At 52.9% G+C, this 1,427-nt stretch carries 1 tRNA gene and 2 rRNA genes; all 3 read right to left on the reverse strand.

Annotation, left to right across the window (positions count from 1 at the left end):
• Positions 1-393 (reverse strand): 23S ribosomal RNA (locus R5R67_RS19305); the annotation flags it as partial.
• Positions 394-713: 320 nt separating this feature from the next.
• Positions 714-789: transfer RNA gene (locus R5R67_RS19310), tRNA-Glu, on the reverse strand.
• Between the two features lie 84 nt (positions 790-873).
• Positions 874-1,427: ribosomal RNA gene (locus R5R67_RS19315) — 16S ribosomal RNA — on the reverse strand; the annotation flags it as partial.

Here is a 1,427-nt window from a genome sequence, read left to right on the forward strand (position 1 = left end):
GGATACCACGTGTCCCGCCCTACTCATCGAGCTCACAACCGGTGCGGTTTTGTGTACGGGGCTGTCACCCTGTATCGCGTGCCTTTCCAGACACTTCCACTACCACACTGGCTGATTCAGGCTCTGGGCTGCTCCCCGTTCGCTCGCCGCTACTGGGGGAATCTCGGTTGATTTCTTTTCCTCGGGGTACTTAGATGTTTCAGTTCCCCCGGTTCGCCTCGTTAACCTATGTATTCAGTTAACGATAGTGTGACGAATCACACTGGGTTTCCCCATTCGGACATCGCCGGGTCAAAGGTTCATATCACCTCGCCGACGCTTTTCGCAGATTAGCACGTCCTTCATCGCCTCTGACTGCCAGGGCATCCACCGTGTACGCTTGGTCGCTTAACCTCACAACCCGAAGAGGTCTTGTTCTGTCCGGTTCGTTGCGCGTCGTGAATACTGCGTTGTTCCGTACTCGCGATGCTCATGGACAGTAAGTCCACTGCGCTCGCTGCGTGCGGTACGCCTTGTCTTCACTTCGCTCACGTCACCTGTGACAGGATCCTTCATGGTTGCGATAATTGAGAGACTCACGAACAACTTTCGTTGTTCTGTGTTTCAATTTTCAGCTTGATCCAGATTTTTAAAGAGCAAATATCTCAAACATGACTCGCAAGTCAGTTTTGAGATATAACGGCCGGCGACTTTCACTCACACAAACCAGCAAGTGGCGTCCCCTAGGGGATTCGAACCCCTGTTACCGCCGTGAAAGGGCGGTGTCCTGGGCCTCTAGACGAAGGGGACACAAAGTCTCAATCGCAAGACGCCTTGCTTCTCTACATCTATCAGACAATCTGTGTGGACACTACAAAGGCAGGTTCTTTAAGGTAAGGAGGTGATCCAACCGCAGGTTCCCCTACGGTTACCTTGTTACGACTTCACCCCAGTCATGAATCACAAAGTGGTAAGCGCCCTCCCGAAGGTTAAGCTACCTACTTCTTTTGCAACCCACTCCCATGGTGTGACGGGCGGTGTGTACAAGGCCCGGGAACGTATTCACCGTGGCATTCTGATCCACGATTACTAGCGATTCCGACTTCATGGAGTCGAGTTGCAGACTCCAATCCGGACTACGACATACTTTATGAGGTCCGCTTGCTCTCGCGAGGTCGCTTCTCTTTGTATATGCCATTGTAGCACGTGTGTAGCCCTGGTCGTAAGGGCCATGATGACTTGACGTCATCCCCACCTTCCTCCAGTTTATCACTGGCAGTCTCCTTTGAGTTCCCGGCCGGACCGCTGGCAACAAAGGATAAGGGTTGCGCTCGTTGCGGGACTTAACCCAACATTTCACAACACGAGCTGACGACAGCCATGCAGCACCTGTCTCACGGTTCCCGAAGGCACAACCGCATCTCTGCAGTCTTCCGTGGATGTCAAGA

It is taken from the genome of Acinetobacter sp. OYA S30 (genome assembly GCF_033599315.1).
GTDB classification, from domain to species: domain Bacteria; phylum Pseudomonadota; class Gammaproteobacteria; order Pseudomonadales; family Moraxellaceae; genus Acinetobacter; species Acinetobacter baumannii.